The sequence below is a fragment of the Photobacterium halotolerans DSM 18316 genome, from assembly GCF_000425165.1.
Classification (GTDB): Bacteria; Pseudomonadota; Gammaproteobacteria; order Enterobacterales; family Vibrionaceae; genus Photobacterium; species Photobacterium halotolerans.
Map to the genome: position 1 here is coordinate 135,562 of NZ_AULG01000015.1, position 17,016 is coordinate 152,577.

Below are 17,016 nucleotides of genomic sequence, written 5' to 3' on the forward strand. Positions count from 1 at the left end.
GCCTTGCAGGTCAACGTGAGAGCGCTTCACTTGGGCCGGTTAAGAAACCGTATTGATTTAACGGTTTTCCAGGCGGTTGTAGTCCAGCAAGCCACTTTCAATTGGCCTGTTCTGGCGATTGATTTGATTTAACTTATCGCTGAATGCCCAGAAGGCGGGATTGGTACGACGAACGGCAACGTTATCCAACAGTGCCCGGTAATCCTCTTCACTGTAGATTCTCTTTGCCTGTGAAACAACATCCGGCAGATCGGCTTCTCTGATATGCCAGAAGGCGCTGGGGTAACTACCCAGCAAGCCGTTGACCAATGTCAGATTATCGTTTGACGGTAATCGGTTTTTCTCCTCGTCGAACAGGCTGGAAATGTTCTTGTGCGCGCTGTTACGCGCCAGAGTAAGCAACTGAGGCTGTGTATTTGGATCTGTGGGCTCAATCATGATAAAGGTCAGTTCCGGGAACAATGTGGCCTGGCGGCCTGGTATCCGCGCTAAAGCACGTAACTGGTTGAGACTGGCTTTACTGAGTTGCACATTGTCCAGTGAGTAACGGGTATTATTCTGATCGACCTCTTTAAGTTTGGACTGCAGCATTCCCAGCAACTCGGTTTTGGGGTTTGACGTTGTATATTCAATACCCGACGGCTGGGAGAAATCGTTGATATCACCTTCAAGGTAGTGCAACAGACTCTGGTTTGAGTCCTGATACCAGTTGGCAAGTTCCGTACGACGAGTCGCAGGAGGCAGGAGCGAAAGGAAGTTTGACTCACCTTCCATACGCAGGAAATCCATATACATTCTGGTCAGTAACTGGTGGCCAAAGTTGCCATACACATCAAAGCCGGCAACAAGAAGATAGTGGATACGCTCAATCAATGAATAGTCCAGCACCCAGGCGGTTTTGGGGTGTTCACCCACTAAACCTTTAACTACGGTTGCGCTGTCAAAATGGCGGAAAATAGTAAGGGCTGCGTTGTCGTTGGTGCCATCTCCATCCCAGATTAAATCGGTCGTCAGATGCTGGCCATTTTTGAAAGCATCATTGAGATAGGCATTTTTTGCTCTCAGAAACCGTCCTTGTTGCTTTGCGTATGTCACCCAATTATGCAGCGGCAGGGTGGTGCTGTTTTTCTCTGCCGGCAAGCGAAGATTATCGGCCTGAGTGGCATAAAAGGCCGCCACTTGCGGTGAGTCAGCGATATCCGGATCGACGAAGACAACCCAGAACCTGTCATTGATGACATTCAATGCCAATTGACCCCGACAGACAGGACCTTTGATAAACCCCATGATAGTGTGCTGAGCATTGTCGATCATATACCGGTAACGGGCACCAACAGGTAACTGCTCAAAAGCGAGCAGGGGGTTGGCAGCAAGTTCCGGGGTATAGCCTGGCAGGGCGCTCACTGTATAGTTTGGTTCAATGAAGTGTGCTTTCAGGCGGGCCATGCGTTCGCCGCTAAGGGCAAATGGCATATGGGTCTTGTCTATAATGGTTTCCCGAACCGGCAGGATTCGATAATAAACGCGCTTAACACCCGGATCATCAAAGGGACGACGGGTGGCAATAATATCTACCGGTTTTCCTGGTGCTGTACGTGAACGGACAAGCCTGAAAAATGGGGTGTGATCAGATGATTGCTCTGCATCAGGAAAATAGAGATGCGAAACAAACCAGTGTTCATACAGATAGCGGGCGGTAAGCTGATGTTTGAAATCATCTGTATTGAGAAAAGCTTCCCACGCCGCTATTTGAGGTTTTACTTCCAGAGGGATGTCATATTGCAATGCCATCGGCGCACCGGCAGCAACCCAGTCCATCAGAATCTGGTTTTCATTATCTGCTAGCTTAGGCAGCCCGTACGGCATGCCCCATAGCGGATAACTCTGCTCGTAAGCCGACATTTCCTCAATGGTCGGGCATTGCTCATTTCTGTCCAGAGAGAAGTCCCAGTCCCCTGACAGTACCTTCTCATCTGGCAGGGGATGGTTTTGTTTCAGCAGTAACATTCTAGAGATAACACTGAGCTGTGTATTGGCCTCAGCGCTTTGCATTCTTTCGTTGAGTACCGCCGTGAATCCTTTTCTGCGCCATTCTTCAGTGCTGTGGGCATCCACGAACATACGGGTTGTATTAGCGGCAATCAGACGGGTGCCCTGATAGACTTTTTCTTTGTTTGCACCTCTGTCTATGCCTTCGGCAGAGGACATTTTTAACTGGCAGGGTGCATCGTAACAGGCATGGCAAACCACGCAGCGATTTTCAACCAATGGCTTGACTTCATTGAGATACCGTTGAGCCAGGCTTGTTTCAGCGGGCAGAATTCTTTTCTGTGGTGCAGGCTTGCCGTAGATCTGATCGAGATTAAACCCAGCATAGGTTGCACAACCGGATACTATCAGCACCAGAGAGAGTAACAACGGACGTCGGGTCAGTTTGGAAAAATGAACAGTCATATGAGATAAATATCTGCCATAAAAGCAATAAGTATAAGCAAAGGGTCAGTTATCTCAAGAACTCATATAAACAATGTTCGATTGAGGAACCTGCTGAGATGGCGGCCAGGTTTGTACTTTCCGTGAACAGGGAAGGACAGGGAGCATGATGCCCCCTGGCTTTTACTGATTAAAGATTGCCTGGAACTCTTTCTTCATTGGCGGATGGCGGCGAGCCTGTTTCAGTTGCTTGCACAGGTCTTTAACACAACTGCGCAGCACTTTATCAAGCAGCACGGCTTTGTATTCACTTTGCTCTTCTTCGCTCATGTGATCCGGCAACTGTGTTTCTTGCATTTCGGTCAGAAAGTCAACACCGGCATAGCTTTGGCTTAAAGCAACAAGCGCATGAAATTGTTCAAAGTTGTCTAAAATATTTTGCGCGCTGCCAGGCAGCTCATCCCACGCTTCACGTGATGTCGTCTCTGAGACTTTATACACATTGATCAGCATGTTGAGCAGTTCGTCAGGCACTTTCTCGAATTCAACAACCTGACGCAGTTCAGGTGAACAATCGTCCAGCGTGTACTCTGTGTTTTCAACCTGATCCAGGTCTTGTTTTTCAATCTCAGACATACAAATTCCTAAGCATGTAAAAAGTAAAGGAAGCGAATCCTAATGACATGGCACCAAAAGTCAATATAGATGACTTTTTCCTGTTGGATGCAGAGATACTGACTGAGGTATTTACAATGTGATATTCAGACCAAAACCGTCAAGCAGCGAGGCGGAAATAAAGTGAGAGGTTGTGACCGGTATTGAGTAATGATAAATCACACATCCAACTCTGTGTGCTATAAATGGATCAAGCCAATGCTAAATAAATTCAATAGGATAACCTGATGGATGCAATGCGGATATTGCTGGTGGATGATGTTCAGGTCGAGCGCCTGCAATTGGCAATGCGGTTGCAGCGACTGGGTCATAGCGTCGAAGCCGTTGGGTCTGGCGTTGAAGCGATTGCGCGCTATCCTGCTTTTGAACCTGATCTGGTACTGATGGATATCAGTATGCCTGATTTGGACGGGGTTGAGGTGGTCAGGCAGCTTCGTGTTCAGCATGCCGAATGGGTGCCGATTATCTTTTTGAGTGGTCATGAAGAACCTGAAATGATTGCAAAAGCGATTGATATGGGAGGAGATGATTACTTGGTCAAGCCAGTCGATAAAATCGTACTGGTCTCTAAACTCAAAGCGATGCAACGTATTGCGAATATGCGCCACCAGCTGAAAACAGCCTCTGAACAACTCAGGCTCGCAAACGAGAAATTGTCTGAACAGGTAAATGAAGACGGTCTGACTAAGATCGCAAACCGCCGGTACCTGGATCAGAAACTGGCAGAATTTATTGCGCTGCACGGCAGAAATAATCAAGCGCTGACTATGATTATGATCGATGTCGATCACTTCAAATCTTATAACGACCACTATGGGCATTTAGAAGGTGATCGCTGTTTGCAGTTAGTTGCGAAAGAACTGAAAGACAACTTTAGCCGGGCAGGTGAGCTGGTTGCCCGTTATGGCGGTGAAGAATTTGTTGTTTTATTGAGCCATTGTGAGCGACCACGAGCAGTGAAAGAATGCGAACGGTTGAAAAAATGTATAGAAAGCTTGGAAATCCCGCATCAGTACTCCCCAACAGCAAAGATAATCACTGTCAGTCAGGGGATGGCTTCCTGGACGCCAACCGGGTTGGAGTCACCTGAATACGTTTATCAAATTGTTGATAAGGTGCTTTATCAGGCAAAAGAGCAGGGCCGGAATTGCTACATAGCAGCTGAATTTACCTGATCACGCAACGGCTAACGCATTGACGCTGCTCAACATCTGGCCTGATGGCGACGTTTCCGCTTGTCGGATTATCTGACCATGCTAATCTCTCTTCACATCATGCCTGTCGGCATAGTTGCCAGATATTGATAAGAAGAAAGGATAAAAAAGTATGGATATGTCCCTTACCCACATTGAAGCCCGAGTGATTGGCTGTCTGCTGGAAAAAGAAGTCACAACACCGGATCAGTATCCATTAACCCTGAATGCGCTGACGACTGCCTGTAATCAAAAAAGTAACCGGGACCCTGTTATGTCGCTTGATGAAGCAGCGGTCATGGACACGCTTGAGAGTCTGAAATCGAAGCGATTAATTCAGGAAATCACCGGGTTTGGCAGCCGTGTGGCTAAGTACCAGCACCGTTTTTGCAACACTGAATTCAGCACACTGCAGTTCTCTGAACAGGAAAAGGGCATTATCTGTGTGTTGCTGTTGAGAGGTCCGCAAACGGCAGGAGAAATTCGCACCCGTACTAATCGCTTATGTCATTTTGCTGATGTGAAGGAAGCTGAAAATGTGCTCACTGCGCTGGCCGAAGGTGGTAAAGGGCCTTTTGTTCAGCGGCTGCCACGTGAAGCCGGGAAACGCGATAGCCGGTACATGCACCTGTTCAGTGGTGATGACGTTGCGGGTGTTTCTTCTGATACAACAGACAGTGCTGATCATGTGTCAGACAGTTCATACAGTGATGCCGTGGAAGACAGGCTGGCGTTGCTGGAGAGCGAAGTTGTCGCACTGAGAGAAGAAGTCTCAGCACTGCAAGATAAAATCAGAGAGTTATGTGAATAAGCGTGATCCTGCACCAATCTGGTCTGTCTATTTAATACGTACACGCTGTAATCGCCTATATTGTGGGGTAACGACGGATGTTTTCCGTCGTTTATCCGAACACCAATCCGGCAAGAAAGGGGCGCGTTTCCTTAAAGGAAAAGGCCCCTTGACACTTGCCTGGTGCTCACGGGTTGGGGATAAACGCAATGCGATGCAGCTTGAATATAAAATAAAGCAACTGCCTAAATCGACGAAAGAGGCGCTGGCTGCTGAACAAATCGCCATTGCTGAGTTATTCCCCGACTACTTTGTTGGCTCGCTCTGATTAAGAGCCTGCCGAGATTATTGTCATTGTGTAGAAGTAGGGGATTCTCGTGAAATCATCATGGATCTATCATCGATTGCTGGCCGTCAGCCTGCTGACGGCAACCATTACTGTTCCTGCCCAGGCGGCCGGTATCACATCACATCCGGTACCCGGCCAGCCACTGAGTGAAAATGCACAGCGTTTAATCAATTTGTACACGACTTTTATGTTAAAAGACGCAGTGTTGCAGGCATGCACCCGCAGCATGGAGCAAACGCGAATGCAGGTTAATCATCAATACATTGAATATTCTCGCCTTGCCTTAGAATATATTCAGGCCGGGCGATTAGTGGTAAAAAAGCAACTGCCTAAAGTCGATTTGATTGCCTGGCAATCGAAACTGGCCAATTCGCAAGAATATTATGTAAATGGGTTTAGTGAATTCTCTGATGAACGTGTAACATTGGAATGTCAACAGGTTGCCAATGCTCTGGAAGCGATGAATCAACGCTTTGCAGCATTGCGATACTGAATATTCCATTTTGATTTTTACTGAGAAGCCCAAATATGGCTCTGAAAGCCACCATTTACAAAGCACAAATCAATGTCGCCGATCTCGACCGGGGTCGATATCTGGACGGTTCACATACGCTGGCCTGCCATCCTTCAGAAACCTTGCAACGTTTAATGCTGCGCTTAGTGGCGTGGGGGCTACATGCCGACGAGGCGTTGGTTTTTACCAAAGGCTTATGTGACACCGATGAACCCGATTTATGGCTAAAAAACTTGCATGACGGCATTGAGCTTTGGCTGGAGCTCGGGCTGCCTGATGAAAAAAGGCTTCGCCGTGCCTCGCAAAAAGCAGGTCATGTCGTCATTTATGCTTATGGCGATAATGCTGCTCCTGTCTGGTGGCAGTCGATGAGATCCAAGGCGGCGCAATTAAAAAATGTGTCAGTGGTTTTCATTGAAGACGCTGTACTCGAATGCCTGGAGGGCATGGTAGAGAGAAGCATGCAGCTCCAGCTGACCATCGAAGGTGAGCACTGCTGGCTGTCGAGCGAAACAGCCAACTGTACAATAGTGCCGCAATGGTGGCAGCGCGGGGAATAAACCTGCTGACGAGCAATGAGTAGCACTCAGCTACTCATTGCCTGGCATACGATCGGGTACGATTTCACACGTCGATTTCAACTTTTTCCGAGCGATATTGAACATGTGACAGTCAGGTATGCAGGTGTAGCAGAAAGCCCAGCGATAACGGTTTCTTATTGCTGACTCACAGAAGGTCGCTGGCTCACTGTTTGGCACCAAGCCTGTATGTGAGGTAAGGAGTCATCCAGGTTTATATTTAAATTTTTCATGAAGTTACACATAACGTATGCGGTAATGTCAGCAACGGTAAATGTGTCTCCGGCGACAAACGCCGACTCGGATAATCGTTTATCCAGTATAGGCAGAAATGCGATTAACCGCTGACGTGATACCTCTCCCCATGATTCCACACAGGTTTCTCTGTCTTTGTAGACACCGGTAATATTTCTGAAAGCTTGCATGGCAACGAATAAACCTTTCAATTCTACAATTCTTTGCCACATCTCTACCTGTGCTTTTTCCAGCGGGGTATGCCCGAATAAGGAGTGTTCGTTTGGATAAGCTTCATCGAAGTACCGGCAAATGGCGACAGACTCGCTGATCGTGGTACCGTCATCAAGCTCAAGAACAGGTATCAGTCCATTCTGGCTCTTAGCCTGAAAAGCGTCCGATAAGTTTTCTCCGCCACGAATATCAATTGAAACCCGTTCAACGTCAATGCCCATTTCCGCAAGAAAAATACTGACACGGCGAGCACTTGGAGATGGGGCTAGTTCATAGATTTTCATGGTTTTCTCTTTAACGGAATGATTGGTTAGAATAGAATCTAAGTTATTGCAGTGCTTTAGGTCAAGTGTGACAGTACAAAAATAGCACCCTGAGAGATAAGAATATGGCTAGGACAAAAAATTTTGACAGAGAAGAAAAGCTTATTCAGGCAATGGAGCTTTTTTGGCTGAAAGGATATGCAGATACATCGGTATCGGATCTGGTTGAATGTCTGGGCATTAACCGGTTCAGTCTCTATAACACTTATACAGATAAAGCGAGCTTATTCAGCGAAGCCTTAGACTACTACCTGAAGAAAGTGTCATTTCCACCCTTGCATAACCTGCTGCATGAACATGCAGGGTATGAGGACATTGTGGCTTACCTGAAGCGGTTTGCGTCATTACAGCGCGAACAGCCTTGCGGCTGCTTTATACAAAATGCCTTACTGGAACGTGCACATTGTGATGAGAGGGTACTGGTATCGGGCGGAGTCTTATTTAATACGCTTGCCGGTCGGTTTCAGACTGCCATTCAAAACGCACAGAAACAGGGCGAATGGAGCATGAGCACAGATGCGAAGCAATTCAGCCATTTTTGGTGATGCAAATGCAGGGTATCCGGGTACTGGGAAAAGCCCGACAGTATGAACTGGTTGATAATGGCGTCAGCGTGCTGCTCGGTCTCTTGGCATTGCAGAATCAGGCGGGTCACAAATACCATTAACCCGCATAGGCGTTATCTTCCGGGTGTGTCGGTTGTGCTGTCACCGTTTTGCAATCTGAATATCAAAGAGCGCTTATCGCGAAACCGACTTATCCATCACATGAATCATGAAAAGGGGCCGATCCCGGCCCCTTTTCTCATCTCAGACTAAGCTGCGTTCAGCCCCTGTTGCCAGAAAGCAATTTCCATCCGGGTAGCCGTTCGGAAAATGTTGATGAGCTGTAGGCCCCGTGGACTTGACAGTGATACTGGCTCAAGCAGATCGTTCAGGTGCCGGATACTGGTTTGCACATCGTGCTGGAAGCTGTCGCCGCCATATAACTGAATCCAGCTGGCGTAAGGGTTGTCCTGAAGACGGGTGTCTGGTGCTTGTATCAGTCTTTCGCCAATCATGGCATAGCCGATCGCACACGGGGCCAGCGCAGTAAATAAATCAGTGAGATCACCGGCCATACCTGTGTCTAACACATACCGTGTATAGGCCACTGTCCCTACATCTTCAGCCTCGGCTTCCATGTCCGATTCAGTTAACCCCCACTGCTGGCAATAGGTCACATGGTGATGCATTTCACTGCCGATAAGCGCCTGTAAACTGGGCAGCGGACGGCGCATTTCTTCCAGTGTGGTTGCTTTATAAATGGCAAGGGCATAAGCGCGGGCATAATGTTTCAGGAACAGGAAGTCCTGTTTCAAATAATGTAAATAGGCCGCCGAATCTAATGACCCTTGTGCTAGTTGTGTCACGAAGTGGTGGTGAGTGTATGCTTGCCAGTCATCCTGGCAGGCATGAATTAAATCTTGATGTGTCATCTGTTATTCCATCCCTGTCAACGTCGGGTAAAGGCTGAATCAAAAGCTGGGCACGAAGTCTTTTGCTGCCGGTGCATTGTCGATAATCTTGTGTTGATACATAAACGCGGAGAACTGGTTGTAGCGTTCCTGATCCACGGCAGCAGGGCGGAGGGCAAAACGAGGTAACGTATCGCGCCAGGCCAGCTTGTTTAACTCGTTATTCAGGGTGTCGGGAGAATAGGAAATGAAAGTTTGCCAGGCTTGATCAGGGTGGTTGATAAGATATTGTGTGGCTTTTTCTATGGCGAGATTAAACTTTTTCAGATCGTCTGCGCTGTACTGGTTTTTATTGGCAACCACCACCAGCTCATCGTAGGGAGGCACACCATGCTCTTCCGGGAAGAAAGATTTGGCTTTATATCCTTCCAGCGCCAGTTGGTTAGATTCAAAATTGCGTAATCCGCCCCAGATGGCGTCAACTTTACCGGAGGCGAGTGATGAGGAAAGCGCCCATCCGACGTTAACGATCTTAACATCAGTGAAATTGACGCCTGCTGTTTTCAGCATAGTACCGACGGTTGCCTCTTCATTACCGGCAATGGCGATACCAATCGTCTTGCCCTTCAAATCAGCCATGGTATTGATCTTGTTATTATCAAGCACCATCAGGGTGTTCAGCGGCGTTGCGATTAAGGTTGACGCCCTGATCAGCGGCAGTCCTGCTGCTACATCAATCGTCAGGCTGGTTTGGTAAGATATCGCCAAATCCACTTTTCCTGCCGCCACCAGTTTGGCTGGCATGGAAGGGTCTGCGGGCTCCTGAATCTTAATGTTTAAACCTTGCTCTTCAAACAAGCCGTTTTTTTGCGCAATAATGATAGGGCCGTGATTCGGGTTGACAAACCAGTCCAGCATTAAGGTCATGTCTTTTGCCTGAGCCTGACTGGCAAAACTGGCAATGGCAAGCGCAATTGCACTTCGGGCAGGTAAGTTGGTCATTAATTATTTCCTTATCTAATACGACATTTATTGTGACTGACCATTCACTGGCAGCCAGGGAATAGCACGTTTAAGCAGGTAATCTGTCGCAAAATACAGCGACACAGAGAGCCCGGCTAAAATCAGCAAGGCGGCAAACATTTCATCGATCATCATGCGGGCGTTGGCTTGCAGCATCAGGTAGCCGAGTCCTTCGCTGGCGCCAACCCATTCACCGACAACAGCGCCAATGGGAGCGACAACCACAGCAACCCGTATACCAGATGCCAGGGCAGGCAGAGCGGCCGGCAATCTGATACGCCATAGCATTTGCCACTTTGTGGCATTCATAGTCTTTGCGAGATCTAAATAGCCCTGGGGCGTGTGCCGCAAGCCGTCATAACAACAAGTGGTGACCGGAAAGAAAATAATAATGGCCGCCATTACCACTTTGGATGCAATGCCATAGCCCAGCCAGAGCATAAGAATAGGGGCGATAGCAAAAACGGGAATAGCCTGACTGGCGATCAGCAAGGGGAGCAGCCAGCGTTTAACCGGATTAAAAAGCAGCATCAATAACGCGCAGGTGAGACCAATGCCCAGCCCGAAGGCTAACCCCAGAACAATTTCGCTGATAGTGACACTGGCATGGCTGAGTAAGACGTCATGGCGCTGAATTAATTTGCGAAATACGGCGAGCGGCTCTGGCAGAATAAAACCGGGAAGCTGAAACAGGCTGACAATACCCTGCCAGAAGCAGATCAGAAACACCGAGCTGATCGCCAGACGGCTGAGGGAATGATGAAAAACCGGGCGGAAATTCATCGTAGTCACAGCAGGTTTTTCTGCGAGTTCTTTAGACATTGTGCTCACCCAAACCGGATAATTGCTCGATAATGGCGTGTTGTTTTACAGCCAGCTCTGCATTGATGCTTCTGGGCGGTGTGCCTTCGGGAACGGACAAGCGCGCTAGCTGGCCCGGTTTGCCTTGCATTAAAAAGAGATGATGGCCTAGTCTTAGCGCTTCCTGAGGGTCATGAGTAATAAGCAGTACAGTGCGCTGAACCAGTAACTCAGCAGCGAGATCCTGGAGTTTATACCTTGTCACGGCGTCCAGGGCGGAAAACGGCTCATCCATCAAAACCAGCGGCTTGTCCTGAATTAAGGTCCGCACAAGTGCGACGCGCTGCCGCATTCCCCCTGACAGTTGCGATGGACGGGCGTGCAATTTTTCACCTAACCCAACTCGCTGGAGAAGCTTGATTGCACGTTCCTGTACGGCTTCACTGGCTTTACCTCGCTTAAGCCTGAAACTGAAACAGACATTGTCCAGTACATTTAGCCAGGGCAGCAGCAGATCCTGTTGCGCCATATAGGCGACGCGATCATTTATACTTCGGGCATCCGAGGTCGACAGTTCGCCCTGCCATGCCACATCTTCAGGTAACAGATCGGCGAGAAGCCGCAACAGGGTGGTTTTACCGCAGCCACTCTGACCAAGAATACAATGCCATTCACCGGCCTTGATTGTTAAATCCAACTGGCTGAACAAAGGTGCTGTCTGACCAGGAAAGGACAATGTCAGTTGCTTTATGCTGACACCTAAACGGTGAAATTGAGTGTCGGGTGAGGGCTTCACTGTGTTCATCGTTTATTCCTTGACGGATGAAGTGCGTAGAAGTGATGGACTGGCCCGTGTCCCTGACCAATGCGGAGCTGGTCGGCATGACACAGTGCTTGGGTTAGGTACTCTTTGCCTTTATGGACAGCCTCAGAGAGGGGGTTGCCTTGTGCGAGGTAGGAGGCGATAGCGGCGGATAAAGTGCACCCTGTTCCATGGGTATTTCGGGTTGCGATACGCTTGGCTGAAATAGTGACGGTGTCACTGCTTGTGATCAAATAATCGGTACTGAATGTGTCCTGTTCCCAATGTCCGCCTTTCAGCAATACAGCATTGCTGCTGAGGGTTTTGAGTTGCTCGATAAGCCTTTCTTTATCGGTATGCTGCAGGGCTGATGGATCTATATGCCGGCCCGTTGAGCGGGTGAGCGTGACAGCTTCGGGCAGGTTGGGGGTTATCAGAGTGGCTAAAGGGATCAGTTCTTTTTTCAGGATGCTGATCGCGTCTTCTTCCAGTAAAAGATCCCCGCTGGTGGCCACCATAACAGGGTCCAGAACGATAAATTCAGGCTGGTACTGGCGAAGTTTCTTTGCGACGGCCTGGATGATGCCAGCATCGCTCAGCATACCTATTTTGACGGCCCGGATGTCGAGATCACTGAAAACGGCATCCAATTGCTGCTCAACGAATGCCGGGCTGACAGGAAAGATGCCGGATACACCCAGTGTATTTTGCGCCGTCAGTGCAGTAATAACGGAACAGGCATAGCCACCTGTTGCGGAAATCGCTTTAATGTCTGCCTGAATGCCTGCGCCGCCACCGCTGTCTGAACCGGCAATGGTCAGTGTAATCGGGGTACGTGCAGGATTATCTGACTGATAAGATGTGGTTATTGTGGACGTGTTCATCGGCATCCCTTGCTATCAAAATCATCGCTTGATTACGCAGGGGTGACGAACAGTCGCCGGATTACACTTCGTGAGCATCCTGGTCAGGATGAGAAGGTGACAGGCAATTCTGCTAGTTCCCTACGCCAGTATTAACTGGATCAGGTTCAACGGGTCCCACAATGTGGTCTCAGCCTTACGGCTCCCCGACTAACGTATCTCTAAATCTGATGCGATGCGCTGAAGCTATACACTTAAGCACTTTTTCGCGCTGGCCATTCTAACCTTGTTGTTTCTCAGAAAGCAAAAGAATTACACCAATTTGATGACAGGCGAGTTGACAGGTGCAAACTCAGCTAAGATTTCGTTGTAGATTATGTATGTTGAAATCGGCCATTAAGGAGCAGAGCCAGTGAAAAAGCACCATCAAATCAACTATGTTGAATTTCCTGCCAGTCATATACCCAAGACCAAGGCATTTTTTGAGCGCGTTTTTGGCTGGTCATTCATGGATTATGGTGACGAATACGCCGCATTTTCACAACAGGGGCTGGATGGGGGATTTTATGCCGCGCCGTTGTCTTCTCAGGTTGAGAAAGGCGCCGCGCTGATTGTTATTTACAGCGATAATTTAGAAGCTACCGAACAGGCTGTGATCGCCGCGGGCGGGGTGATTGTGAAGCCGATTTTTTCATTTCCGGGCGGCAGACGTTTTCACTTCACTGAACCAAGCGGTAATGAACTGGCGGTATGGTCGGAATAAGATTAGGGGCAGAGCGTCAGCATTGAAATGAAACAGAGCTCCCGCAGGAGCTCTGTAAGTCGGTTGTCTGGTCTTAGTTAACCGTTGTTACCCGGCTGGTCCGCTGACCTGAAACGGTTCTCAGCTGAACACCTGCCGCAACAGCGGGTGGGTTGAGATAGTCGTACGACTGCCAGCTCGTGCCTTGATCTGTTGAGTACTCAATAGTCAGACCCGGGAAAGTCGAATTGGCTTGCAGTACACCATTCTCAATAACACCGCCTGGAACCGGCAGGTTAAACGCAATACCCGCCTGCTCCAGTTTAGGCAGCACTTTCTGGCCCAGCAGGTTGGCGAACTGGTTGTAACCGGCGTTACGTCCGGCTTCGTCCAGCGCAATGCCTGCGTTGTCATTGGCTTCCCATGCTGCAGTGTGCCAGGCGCGTTCAGCCAGACCCAGTACGCGAGGGAAGATCATCCCTTCAAACTGGTCTTCGGTACGGACTGTTTCGGCCCAGAGTGATCCTTGAAGGCCCAGAACATTCTCGGGTTTGAGCAGTTTTTTCACACCCGCTGAAGCCACCACTTCTGCTTTGGTGATCGGTGCACCGGCACGAGTGAAGTCAGCATTGGCGAAGACGTCGTCTGGCATGAAACCAAAGGTTTTACGGGTGTCGGTAAAACGTGGCGCCCAGTAGTAGCCACGCTCGTTTGGATCGGGTTCATACGGGTGGTCAAAGTACAGGTGGCTCGCATGGTTATAGACGACTTTATAGTCGTTATTGGCCAGGTTGTATGCGCGATCCGCGACACCCCATTCCCAGATATTCTGCCATGCGTTGCCCCAAAGCTGGCTGTTTGCCATTTGTGAGCGTGGATAAACCTGACCATCGTGCATCAGTCCGTCTTCCCAGCCTGCCATATCCAGACCATAATTGGCAGTTATTACAGAAATACGTTCGACAAAGTAACGGCTCAGATCCGATACGCTGTTTACACCATCAGTATTGTTGGCAATGAAGTCCTGACAGGCCGGGGAGTTAATCCATGCACCTGCAATTTCGTCACCGCCGAAGTGGAACGTTTTGAGCGGCTGAACGCCCTGATGCAGGCTGACAAGACCGTTAACCACTGCATCAACAAAGTTATAAGACGATTCCATACACACATTGATGGCGTTGTCTGTGAACATCTGAACCGACAGATACTGAGTGGTATCGTTAAAGTCGGTCAGGAGGTATTTGTTCGCTTCAGCCATGTTCCCCTGAGCCGCGTAGTGATCATAGCGGGCTTCCATCGCCTTGATTGCGGCGTGTGCATGGCCGGGAATGTCGATCTCAGGCACGACTTCAATATTCAGGGCTGCGGCATGGCTAAGAATGTCCTGATAGTCCGCTGCTGTGTAATAGCCGTTGGATTCAGGTGAACCATCCGGGCCTGCACCCAGGAAAGGTAAAATACAGGCTTTCTCTTCCGGATCATGGCAGCGTGTTGCGCCAACCTCTGTCAGTTCAGGCAGACCTGGAATTTCTATGCGCCAGCCTTCGTCGTCAGCCAGGCGCAGATGGAGTTTGTTCAGCTTAAATGCGGCCATTTGATCCAGCAGCTGGATAATCGCCTCTTTAGTACGGAAGTTACGCACTGCATCGACGGAAAAACCGCGGTAAGCAAACCGAGGCGCATCAGTAATCTGCACCTCAGGGACTTTATTACCGTCGACTAATTGCAATAACGACTGAGAGGCATAAAGTGCGCCTGCAGCATCCGCGGCACCTATGGTGATGATCTCGTTAGCGGCGTCGACGTTAAGATTATACGCCTCTTCCCACTTTTGTTCGCCATTGATGTTGACCTGACTCCAGCCCATATTGATACGTTTTTGGGTCGTGGGCGACCAGGGTACTGCAGTTACACCCAGTTGTTCGGCCAGGAACATGGCTTGATCTTCGTAACCATTGCCGTAGACGATGACCCAGGTTGAATCCAGTGTGACATCACCAGTGCCAAGCGTCAGTTCAGCAGGAGTAGGAATAACACCGCTGGCATTGTTGATGACATTGAGATCAGCATTGCGCTGGTATCTGTCTTGTGCGGTAAAAGGATCGTAAAAGTCGGTTATGGCTGCACTTCCATAACGTTTCCATTGCTGTGGCGTTGAAAAATCAGCCACGAATGGGAGCTCTTCTGATGGCTTGGTGGGGACCTGACCATTCACACGGTTACTGGTACTGGTGATCAGCGACGTAATGGTCTGGCCTTGATCTTCAGACACGAAATACCAGTTCGGCATTACGTCAGTTTTTGCTACCTGCCAGTTTGCAGCATCAAACTCAATGGCAAGCGATTGTCCCGGAGCCAGAGGGACAAAGTTTGCGGTTGGCTCGATCTTAAACATATCACCGTTGACATGACTGATTGTCACCTGGTCGCTTAAGACATTTTCAACCATACGGATATGGCTGAAGTAAATTGACCAACCCGTCGCGGGCAATGTTTTACCGCTTTGGTTGGTGAAATCGATTTTGGCGCGGAAAGTGACCCAGTCATTCTGAGTGTTATCCAGAACGGTGTAAGTCACATTCAACCCCTGGCCTAGCTGGTCGAGGTCTGCAGCAGGAATAGCCATCGCAGGTGCAGTTAATACAGCTGACAATGCAAGTGCCAAGACTGACGTTTTTATCATCTTAGGTTCCTTTTTTTGATGAGCGAAATAATCAATTTCCAGCCTAACCATAAGATTTGAATGATAAAAATATCAATAGATGTAAATGCAATAAAAGATAGTAAAACTGGTAGGAATGCCTGATAAAGCATACTTTATGTGCATAAAACCAACAGATGTTCGTGATGAAGATTGTAATTTAAGCGAAGCGGGAGACACTGACTGCTTCGGCAGGGCACTTCTGGCCGTTGAAATGTCAGCGTGATGTAGGGTTATTGCGCGTTATAAAATATTGTTCACTTTTATCCGGAGGATGATGGACTCATTCAGCAGAATAATCATTCTGGTATATAAAGTGAGTCAAATTATGATGGTAAACATCATGATTTCCAGTCACAGGTGACGATTCTAACGTTTAATAAAATTTGTTGCATATTCATTTTAGCAGGGGAGCAGCACATACGGTTTATAATAGCGGCAACTTACAGGTAACATTTAAATCCATTCAGGCAACAAATCAGTTGCCTTACAAAAATGGCATCCAGCTATCAGTTTCGCGATTAGAAGTGGATTTCCGCTCATCTCTAGAAGATACTCACCCGGCAACAACCTGATACGACAAAGGATAAAAAAATGACAAGAGCAGCAGTAATTTTATGTTCATTACTGGCCCTGGCTGGCTGTGATGAAGAAACAATTGAAAATTTGGTAGAGGGCAAGGTCGAAGTTTTTACGATTCATAGTGCCAGTACGACAAACCTGACAGGTGTACCTGATGGTTACCATACATGGGCAGAGTTGCAAAACTTCAATGTAGATTTACCGGAGAATGCCCCTTTTGGTACTCGTAATGATTTGGTCAATGCAGTCGGGGATGTTACTGACTCAGGTTGCGCAAAAATTCCGGAAACATCGGGAGTCTGTTTTAAAGAAGGCGATACATCAAGCTGCCTTCCTACAGAGCTTACAGAGGTTGGTCTGAAGACGTATAAAATTGATTTAAGCAGTATTGAAGATGCAATCAATGCCGGTTTCTACCCAACAGCAGTGCAGTATCTTGATCAATTTGGTCTCAACTCGAATTTGAGCATTGAAGATGCAGAATGTTCAGCAATTGAGTAAACCTAATTGCGGATAATGTAAAGAATGGCCAGGCATGACGTCTGGCCTTTTTGTGCCTGTCTGGTTTGAAAACATGCATTGTAAGCACTTGAAGTTTAAACCTCTAACCGTTATCCACAAAAGCTGTGCATAACTCTGTGGGAAATGGCCGGACCCCAGAAGCTGTATCGCCTTGGCCAATGTCAAGCATTCAATGTGGTATTTTTGTGGTAAATTTTTGTC

At 48.3% G+C, this 17,016-nt stretch carries 17 protein-coding genes and 1 riboswitch; of the genes, 8 read left to right on the forward strand and 9 right to left on the reverse strand.

From position 1 onward, the window contains the following. Window positions 1-57: 57 nt before the first annotated feature. The gene (locus tag H511_RS0103800) at window positions 58-2,454 is read right to left on the reverse strand and encodes a fatty acid cis/trans isomerase (RefSeq protein WP_036758641.1); all 2,397 of its coding nucleotides are present in this window, start codon (window positions 2,452-2,454) and stop codon (window positions 58-60) included. Between the two features lie 162 nt (window positions 2,455-2,616). Continuing rightward, a complete protein-coding gene (locus H511_RS0103805; protein WP_027251114.1) occupies window positions 2,617-3,069 on the reverse strand; it encodes a DUF3069 domain-containing protein in 453 nt (150 codons plus the stop codon). A 266-nt stretch (window positions 3,070-3,335) separates the two neighbouring features. On the opposite strand from H511_RS0103805, the gene H511_RS0103810 reads away from it, so the two are divergent. From H511_RS0103810 to H511_RS0103830, 5 genes are all read left to right on the forward strand, one after another. After that, window positions 3,336-4,283 carry a GGDEF domain-containing response regulator gene (locus tag H511_RS0103810; RefSeq protein WP_027251115.1) on the forward strand — a complete coding sequence of 316 codons (948 nt, stop codon included), beginning with the start codon at window positions 3,336-3,338 and terminating at the stop codon, window positions 4,281-4,283. A 151-nt stretch (window positions 4,284-4,434) separates the two neighbouring features. Then, window positions 4,435-5,112: a YceH family protein gene (locus H511_RS0103815; protein ID WP_027251116.1), complete on the forward strand. Its 678-nt coding sequence runs from the start codon at window positions 4,435-4,437 to the stop codon at window positions 5,110-5,112. Beyond that, a complete protein-coding gene (locus H511_RS22475) occupies window positions 5,105-5,419 on the forward strand; it encodes a GIY-YIG nuclease family protein (RefSeq protein WP_036758642.1) in 315 nt (104 codons plus the stop codon). Before H511_RS0103815 ends, H511_RS22475 begins: the two co-directional genes overlap by 8 nt. A gap of 76 nt (window positions 5,420-5,495) precedes the next feature. Next, on the forward strand, window positions 5,496-5,933 hold the full coding sequence (locus H511_RS0103825) for a hypothetical protein (protein WP_027251117.1): 438 nt from the start codon (window positions 5,496-5,498) through the stop codon (window positions 5,931-5,933). Window positions 5,934-5,968: 35 nt separating this feature from the next. Further along, on the forward strand, window positions 5,969-6,514 hold the full coding sequence (locus tag H511_RS0103830; protein WP_027251118.1) for a YaeQ family protein: 546 nt from the start codon (window positions 5,969-5,971) through the stop codon (window positions 6,512-6,514). A gap of 155 nt (window positions 6,515-6,669) precedes the next feature. On the opposite strand, the gene H511_RS0103835 is transcribed toward H511_RS0103830, so the two are convergent. Next, on the reverse strand, window positions 6,670-7,284 hold the full coding sequence (locus H511_RS0103835; RefSeq protein WP_027251119.1) for a glutathione S-transferase family protein: 615 nt from the start codon (window positions 7,282-7,284) through the stop codon (window positions 6,670-6,672). Window positions 7,285-7,388: 104 nt separating this feature from the next. Here H511_RS0103835 and H511_RS22480 point away from each other — a divergent pair, with 104 nt between their 5' ends. Further along, window positions 7,389-7,868: a TetR/AcrR family transcriptional regulator gene (locus tag H511_RS22480; RefSeq protein ID WP_338091513.1), complete on the forward strand. Its 480-nt coding sequence runs from the start codon at window positions 7,389-7,391 to the stop codon at window positions 7,866-7,868. A 269-nt stretch (window positions 7,869-8,137) separates the two neighbouring features. Here the strand turns inward: H511_RS22480 and tenA are convergent, their stop codons facing one another. Genes tenA through thiD form a run of 5 tightly spaced genes read right to left on the reverse strand, consistent with a single transcriptional unit; the run spans window position 8,138 to window position 12,289 of the window. Next, window positions 8,138-8,800, reverse strand: a complete 663-nt coding sequence (tenA, locus tag H511_RS0103845; protein ID WP_027251120.1) for a thiaminase II — start codon at window positions 8,798-8,800, stop codon at window positions 8,138-8,140. Window positions 8,801-8,839: 39 nt separating this feature from the next. Beyond that, window positions 8,840-9,781: an ABC transporter substrate-binding protein gene (locus H511_RS0103850; RefSeq protein ID WP_027251121.1), complete on the reverse strand. Its 942-nt coding sequence runs from the start codon at window positions 9,779-9,781 to the stop codon at window positions 8,840-8,842. Window positions 9,782-9,808: 27 nt separating this feature from the next. Next, on the reverse strand, window positions 9,809-10,585 hold the full coding sequence (locus tag H511_RS0103855; RefSeq protein WP_051287821.1) for an ABC transporter permease: 777 nt from the start codon (window positions 10,583-10,585) through the stop codon (window positions 9,809-9,811). 31 nt (window positions 10,586-10,616) lie between these two features. Then, window positions 10,617-11,408, reverse strand: a complete 792-nt coding sequence (locus H511_RS0103860) for an ABC transporter ATP-binding protein (RefSeq protein WP_051287811.1) — start codon at window positions 11,406-11,408, stop codon at window positions 10,617-10,619. Continuing rightward, window positions 11,405-12,289 (reverse strand): bifunctional hydroxymethylpyrimidine kinase/phosphomethylpyrimidine kinase, encoded by an 885-nt coding sequence (gene thiD / locus H511_RS0103865; RefSeq protein WP_036758644.1) that lies wholly within the window; start codon window positions 12,287-12,289, stop codon window positions 11,405-11,407. The genes H511_RS0103860 and thiD overlap by 4 nt, the downstream gene beginning before the upstream one ends. A 100-nt stretch (window positions 12,290-12,389) precedes the next feature. Further along, window positions 12,390-12,487, reverse strand: a riboswitch (TPP riboswitch). Between the two features lie 193 nt (window positions 12,488-12,680). Between thiD and H511_RS0103870 the strand changes: the two genes are divergently transcribed. Further along, a complete protein-coding gene (locus tag H511_RS0103870; RefSeq protein WP_027251125.1) occupies window positions 12,681-13,031 on the forward strand; it encodes a VOC family protein in 351 nt (116 codons plus the stop codon). A gap of 73 nt (window positions 13,032-13,104) precedes the next feature. Here the strand turns inward: H511_RS0103870 and H511_RS0103875 are convergent, their stop codons facing one another. Continuing rightward, window positions 13,105-15,693, reverse strand: coding sequence for a family 20 glycosylhydrolase (locus tag H511_RS0103875; protein ID WP_027251126.1), 2,589 nt, complete (start codon window positions 15,691-15,693; stop codon window positions 13,105-13,107). 612 nt (window positions 15,694-16,305) lie between these two features. On the opposite strand from H511_RS0103875, the gene H511_RS22485 reads away from it, so the two are divergent. Beyond that, complete coding sequence (locus tag H511_RS22485) at window positions 16,306-16,794, forward strand: hypothetical protein (RefSeq protein WP_051287814.1); 489 nt, start codon at window positions 16,306-16,308, stop codon at window positions 16,792-16,794. The last annotated feature ends 222 nt before the right edge of the window (window positions 16,795-17,016 follow it).

Excerpts from the sequence above, each read along its gene's own strand:
- H511_RS0103800 (WP_036758641.1), bottom strand. The coding sequence starts at position 2,454 with ATGACTGTTCATTTTTCCAAACTGACCCGACGTCCGTTGTTACTCTCT.
- H511_RS0103805 (WP_027251114.1), bottom strand. The coding sequence starts at position 3,069 with ATGTCTGAGATTGAAAAACAAGACCTGGATCAGGTTGAAAACACAGAG.
- H511_RS0103810 (WP_027251115.1), top strand. The coding sequence starts at position 3,336 with ATGGATGCAATGCGGATATTGCTGGTGGATGATGTTCAGGTCGAGCGC.
- H511_RS0103815 (WP_027251116.1), top strand. The coding sequence starts at position 4,435 with ATGGATATGTCCCTTACCCACATTGAAGCCCGAGTGATTGGCTGTCTG.
- H511_RS0103830 (WP_027251118.1), top strand. The coding sequence starts at position 5,969 with ATGGCTCTGAAAGCCACCATTTACAAAGCACAAATCAATGTCGCCGAT.
- H511_RS0103835 (WP_027251119.1), bottom strand. The coding sequence starts at position 7,284 with ATGAAAATCTATGAACTAGCCCCATCTCCAAGTGCTCGCCGTGTCAGT.
- H511_RS22480 (WP_338091513.1), top strand. The coding sequence starts at position 7,389 with ATGGCTAGGACAAAAAATTTTGACAGAGAAGAAAAGCTTATTCAGGCA.
- tenA (WP_027251120.1), bottom strand. The coding sequence starts at position 8,800 with ATGACACATCAAGATTTAATTCATGCCTGCCAGGATGACTGGCAAGCA.
- H511_RS0103850 (WP_027251121.1), bottom strand. The coding sequence starts at position 9,781 with ATGACCAACTTACCTGCCCGAAGTGCAATTGCGCTTGCCATTGCCAGT.
- H511_RS0103855 (WP_051287821.1), bottom strand. The coding sequence starts at position 10,585 with ATGAATTTCCGCCCGGTTTTTCATCATTCCCTCAGCCGTCTGGCGATC.
- H511_RS0103860 (WP_051287811.1), bottom strand. The coding sequence starts at position 11,408 with ATGAACACAGTGAAGCCCTCACCCGACACTCAATTTCACCGTTTAGGT.
- thiD (WP_036758644.1), bottom strand. The coding sequence starts at position 12,289 with ATGAACACGTCCACAATAACCACATCTTATCAGTCAGATAATCCTGCA.
- H511_RS0103875 (WP_027251126.1), bottom strand. The coding sequence starts at position 15,693 with ATGATAAAAACGTCAGTCTTGGCACTTGCATTGTCAGCTGTATTAACT.
- H511_RS22485 (WP_051287814.1), top strand. The coding sequence starts at position 16,306 with ATGACAAGAGCAGCAGTAATTTTATGTTCATTACTGGCCCTGGCTGGC.